This window comes from Hoylesella shahii, from assembly GCF_937990675.1.
Lineage (GTDB): Bacteria > Bacteroidota > Bacteroidia > Bacteroidales > Bacteroidaceae > Prevotella > Prevotella shahii.
Genome location: NZ_CALKQY010000017.1, coordinates 1 through 6,438, shown reverse-complemented (window position 1 = coordinate 6,438; position 6,438 = coordinate 1). Strand labels below are relative to the sequence as shown.

The window sequence follows — 6,438 nt, the reverse complement described above, 5'->3', positions numbered from 1 at the left end:
TGTCCCATTCTTCGGTGTATCCTGTACGTGTGGATGAGACCCAGGGATTCATTTGATGGACATTGTTTCCATAGGCCGGAACATAACCATTGGAATAAAGGACAGGAGAGCTAAGGGCATTGAAGCCAAAGAGTTCGCTCCACAGGTATTGGTCGCCGAGACCGGGACTGTTACGTTTGTTGAGGTTGCCCGACACACCCAACTTGATGATTGTCGTCGGAGTAACATCTATATCCACATTCATACGGTAGTTCCAGCGTTTGTAATTGGCATTAGTGTCGTATTTTTTACGTAGTGTCTCGTCGGTGTTATACATGCCTTGATCTTCCACATACGATAGTGAAACAAAATAACGGGCCGTGTTTCCACCCCCACTCATACTCAAATCAGCCCGATAACTCATAGCCCCGTTTTTGAGCAGCAGTTTTGACCAGTCTACGTTAGGATAGAAATCGGGATCCAATCCCGATCTGATAAGTGCTAACTCTTCGGGTTGATACTGTGGCGCGAGGTTACGGGTTACACGTGCCTCATTGAGCAAGTTAGCATACGTGGGTGCATCTATAAACTTCGGCGTAATGGTCCGAGTGTTATACGAAGCCTCGCCTTTTACGTTGATGTTTATTTTTCCGGCTTTACCGTGCTTGGTAGTAATAAGAATTACACCATTAGCACCTTTCGAACCATAGATAGCTGTTGCCGAAGCATCTTTCAATACAGAGAAACTCTCGATATCCTCTATATTCAGGTCATCAATGTTATTCCGCTCAAAGCCATCTACAAGTATCATTGCAGAGGCACTGGCTCCAAAGGTTGAAATACCGCGGACCCAGAAGCGCGATGTACTTTTACCCGGCTGCCCTGATGACTGCATGGCAATGATGCCTGGAACGTTGCCCGCCAAAGCATTAGTGAAGTTTGATGAGGGGAATTGTTTTATCTGGGATACGTCTACATTGGTGATAGCCCCAGTCACCGTAAGCTTCTTTTGTGTGCCGAGACCAGTGACGACAACTTCATCAATGGCATTTGTCTTTTCTTCTGACATCTGTACGTCGATTACCTTTTTGTCGCCTTTAACCAGCACACTCACGGGCTTGTAACCAATGTAAGAGAACACTAACGTCTGATACTGCTGCATCTTGATGTTATATTTTCCATCAATATTGGTGATAGTACCCAGTCCCTTGGCATCTTTTACGGTGACGCTGACGCCGATGAGAGCTTCTCCTGCAGCATCGGTCACGGTTCCCGAGATATTCAGCTGTTCCTGTGCTAATGCATTAAACACGATGCAGCACGACATCCAGAATAATATGAATAGTTTTTTCATTGTCTTGTTGCTCTAATTGGCGTTTTATTTTTCCATTGAAATAGTGCGTATCTTGCGTCCTTTAGTATCAAGGATGTAGAATGTATTATTCTTTTCATCGTAGGCAATACCCGTAGGACTATTAAAACGAGCTACTTCTCTTAGGTCACCATCTTCTGTTCCCCACATGTTGCCATCGCCAGCTTGCGAAGAAGTGCCACGCCCTGCATATGTGCGGATGATTCCATCTGGCGTAAGGTAGCGTATGCAGTGGTTATTGTTATCGCAGAAGTAGAAGTCGTACACGTCATCGCGGTTCTCGGCTACATATTGTTTATTTTTTACGAAGCAACCCTGATAGGGTCTGTTTACACGCGCTCCCGTACCGACGCCGTCTACCCAACCGTTGTTTCGTGCCTGCCCTGCCACAACGTATGGTGGAGCAAAACTTTTAGTAGCCTCATTGTAGTCGGAACGAAGTATATAATGTTTGTTGATAACTACGATATAGCAATATTTACCCGTAGGATGAATGAAAATCTTGAACTCCCAACTGACATCTTGAATAGTGAATAACTCTTTAAAATTACCATTGGTCCAATTGGGATACCACGTTCCACCACCTTCAACGGTATTAAAGTAATTGTCCATATTGAGGCGGAACACCTGTCCACGCTCATAGCTGTTGAAGTAAAGTTCTCCGTTTATGGGATGTACGGCTGCCCCATTACATTGTTTATATGCAGCCAAGATCTGCGATTTAGAGCCATCGGTGAAAGTGCCGTCGCTGTTTCGCTTCACAATCCACACACTGGGACTCTGTAGCTGACGGTCATCGCGGTCGGTAGAGATGAGCATATATTGTCCGTCATGCGAGAAATCAATAGAACGTAACCTCTGGTTATCAAACTTAGACATAGAAAGGATAGTTTTTACCTCTTTCTTTTCTAAGTCGAGCGCTTGTATACCGTGCGCGTTTTCATCATAAACGACGTATAAAATGTTAGGATATAGCGGGTCGAAAGTAAGGCAGCCTTCACCGGCAAATCCCGTGGCCGTCTTGAAAGGACCGTCATGCCATCCTTGATCATCGAATTGGTTACGTATGCCGCTAAGTGTTCTCACAACCATCTTTCGTTCGTAATTAAATTTACTGCCGGCAGTAGCACTCTGTTCATTGGCTGTTTTGCCGCCAACAGATACCACAACCTCGCCCGTATAGGCTTTGGGCGGTACCAAACAGTATAGGCAATCGCCTTTAACGCTGATGAGAATGGCACGTTGTCCGCCAATAGTAACCTTGACGTTGGAAGCATCGTTGCCGAAATTACTGCCATATACAACTAACCTTTGAGCCACTCCGCCTGTTTTAGGGATGAAGTCTGTCACAGTAACGGGCCGAGAAGGGTCGTACTTTTCCGAAGAGTCGGCAGCATCATCGCTTCGACATGCCGACATACAAGCGGCACAAAACAGCAGGATTCCCCATGCGAGTATTTGGCCACAGATGTTTAGATGTTTTTTTTTCATAAATATATTGATTTAATTTTTTTATTCTGTTCCACGATATTATGTATTCCCCAAGGAAACGTTTTATATATAAAGTGGTAAATTCATCAGCAAAGTTAGTGAGAATTGTACTGTAGAGATACAACATATCGTTCAAAAAATACAAGAAACGGGCATCTTTTATTTTTTTCTCACCGATAATGATGAAAAAGCGGCACGTGACCCCATGTTGTTCGCTGCCCCATACCCATATGTAACATGTGGTTGTCGGAGGCAATGCTGTACAGAGAGAGCATCTCATACGTGTGTAAAATTATATACATGAGTTCGATAAAGACGTAACTCCTATCAGTTTACAAGGTAATTTGAGTGGGATTACCGTGCGAAATGGCTGAGATTGCTCTCTATTTTGACTCAAATTGGAGGGTAATTTATATAAATTACAAAGCCATGTAATAGGACCTTATTTTATCTCGAACAGGGGTAAAATTCAATGGGAAAAGAAGGCCTTCCGATACCTTAGATAAATAAAATAGAAACGGACAGAAATCCGAGGCTTGGGCTATTTCTCTTATCCTGAACGGACATAAAAATTACTTATTGAATACATGGTAATATCATCAGTTACCTGTAAGATGTTTATACAGTGCAGTATAAGAGCTGCGAGTAGTTGGCATGACATAAAAATAGCCAGGGCTCAACACAAATGTGTCTAAGCCCCAGATGCTGAAAACAATCAAACCTGAAAAATCTTACTTTACGATGAATTTCTTACCATTACAGATGTAGATACCACTCTTGAGCGGACGTCTTACTTCCACGCCTTGCAGGTTGTAGATCTTACCATCCTCAACGACATTGTTTTTAACGGTGTTGATACCGTTGATAATGTCTTGAGAAACGTGCTTGCCGAAGTATGTAAGGCGGAAGTTATCGAACACTGCCCAATCGTTGTCCACTTGTTTGTCTTTGGTGACACCGATCGTTAGTTCACCATCGGGACCAACCTTAATAATATGGGTGTAAACTTTGTAAAGTCCACATTCGAAATATTCAGCTGCATCCATCACGTTGTCGGGTTGTTCGCCTACTATGCCTGTCCAACCGATGCCTGGACATTGGTCCATACCCGCTGCTATTGACGGCAGTGCGACCTCGTCGCCTTTACCTTTGTTTTCGATATAGAGCATAGCGTGACGTGCGGGAGTAGCTCCGTTGGCAATCTTTTGTTGCAACGCCTCACGGCTGCCATCGCGATAATACCCAGTCATGTTCACTTGATAGTAACCTTCGGGCAAGTTGCTTATGGTTTGATTTACCTCGAACGATTGCAGATAGTATGCCTCGCACACCATATTTGTATGTCTGCCACGGTCAATAACGCCAAGATTTGCATCTTTAAAGTCGCCCTTGCGGTCGGCATTCCAACCTTCAAGCATTGCAGGGCGGTTGAAACCTGGGCTAACAAGCAGGTGAGTGGCATCAACAGGACGGGTTTCGGTGGCCGTTGCAAGCAGCGCATCACGTTCGGCCTTGGTAACAAGCTTCCATTCGGCGTTGGCATTCTTCGCAACAGGGGCTTCTACAGAAACAGTATTCCAGAACTCCTTATCCATAGCCTCGTCAGCATCGGTGTTAGATTGTGGCGCAAAAGCCAATCCTTGGGCATGGTTGTCGCCCTTCACGATGTTGTAAATGTCGGTCTTGCCAGCAACGGGAACAAACGCCCAAACATCTTTCCCAGGAATATCGGTATAGCCATTATAACCAAGGTAATTACCATCTTTACCTCCATTGCGGTTGATGGTGAAAGCGTTTCCTTCGGCTGTGACGGTAAAGAGCACGCCAGGAACGTCTACGGCAGCATGCGTATTCCAATCGGAACCACCCATAAGGAACTTCTGAGAGGCCACGTTATAGAAGTAGAATTCGCCTGCACCGGCTTTGGCACCCTTGTAAATGTCGGGCATCTTGTCGGCAACAGCAATCTTACGAGCTACGCGCAGGTCTACAAGAGCCGCCTTCATGTCGGCATTGGTCGTGGCGGTTTTGGCCACCTTCTCGGCCTTTACAGTGGCTGCATTAAGCTGTGCGTCGTTGTTCTTATTGATGTTTTTGCAAATTTCAGTCGTTTTTGCCAAAGCTGAATAGCTTTCTGAACAGGCAGAAACGGCATCGTAGGCCTTTTGTAAGTTGGAGGTTGCGGCGTTAATGGCCACAGGGTCGGTAGAGGTGAGGGCCTTTTTGGCAGCTGCAATAGCATCGGTGTATTGCTTGCTCAAAGCAGGAGCGACAGCACCTTTAAACGCTTTTGTTGTGGCAAGTATCTCTTTAAGGCCTTTCAAAGCCTCTTCTGCAGTTTGAAGAACTTTCGAACCAAGGTATTTTAAAGAGAAATTAGAGATTACGCACCAATCGTCGACAACGCCATTCTCCTTCTTAACGCCAAATTTTAGTGTTCCATCTGTGACAGTAACGGTTATTTCGGCGTTTTGGTAATTGCCCTTCCATAAGGCATAGTTGGCTTCGTGAGGGTTGTTGGGTACGTATAACCCACTATTTTGCTTGTTCTCGCGTTCGGCTTGGAAACTAAATCCCTCTTCAGGAGCTTTTTTCGCACCTGCGTAAAGAGACATGATGGGGGCAGAAGTGCCGTTGGCATAATAGGTGGCGCGAAGTTGTTCAGTGCCATTGATAAACTTGTCGGCACCATATCCGTACATCGCATAGTCGCGCGTTTCGCTTGAACCGTCGCGATAATATCCACGTACGCAGAACTTATAAGTGCCGTTGGGCAATCCGCTGATAGTTTGATAGAAGTCGAATGTTTGCGTGTTCCAGAACTCTTGGATAGTATTTGCCTTCACAATGTTCCAGCCGCCTTGATAAGTAGAATGTTCGGTGTTAGGCGCAGCTGTACAATCCAGTTTGTAAGTGGTATTTTTTGTCACGAGGTCGGGTGCATCAATGAGCCACGTTACGTCCACGGGATGGTCAGCAGAGGCCTTCGCCTTTGCGTCGGCAATACGTTCTTCTCGTGTAACAAGCTGCCAAACGCTGTTCTTCTCCTTATCTAATGTGAGCAGGTTATTGTCTGCTCCTAGCACCAAGGCATCGCATTCTAACCAGTATCCGTGTATGGATTGGGCATTGTCGGTAGGCGACATATTCCATGCACCTATGTTTGCAGCCGGCATATCCCAGTAAAGCAGGCCGGCATCGCCAATTTTATTAGAGACGCCGTTACCTCCACGAAAGCTGGAACGTAGCTTAAACGTCTTTGCTCCTGTTTTTTCAAGGGTGATGGGTAGGCCGCGCGTACCCACGTTAACGGCCGTTGCCCATCCGTCTTTTACAGTGTTGTTGTTTTGAAGCCACAAGCCCGTAGCGACATTGTAGAGATAATATTCTCCCCCATTGCCGATGGCATGCCCTGGCCAAGGCGTGGTTTGGGCGTTGAGCAGGGTTACACTCAACAATCCTAGACCTAATGATAGTACTTGCTTTTTCATAAGTTGGTTTTAGTTAAAATAATTACTTTATGTTCGTTAAGGTTTCGGTATATTTCAAATACTTGAGTTCGGGATAAGTTTAGCATGAAAAAAGTTCCAACTGCC

General features: G+C 45.4%; 3 protein-coding genes. All 3 read right to left on the bottom strand.

From position 1 onward, the window contains the following. The coding region (locus QME03_RS02205) for a SusC/RagA family TonB-linked outer membrane protein (protein WP_281723324.1) at positions 1 to 1,333 on the bottom strand (1,333 nt) is incomplete at its 3' end. Positions 1,334 to 1,357: 24 nt separating this feature from the next. After that, complete coding sequence (locus tag QME03_RS02200; protein ID WP_281723323.1) at positions 1,358 to 2,842, bottom strand: IPT/TIG domain-containing protein; 1,485 nt, start codon at positions 2,840 to 2,842, stop codon at positions 1,358 to 1,360. 731 nt (positions 2,843 to 3,573) lie between these two features. Further along, entirely contained in the window at positions 3,574 to 6,333 is a 2,760-nt protein-coding gene (locus QME03_RS02195; RefSeq protein WP_281723322.1) for a hypothetical protein, read from the bottom strand. Positions 6,334 to 6,438 lie beyond the last annotated feature (105 nt).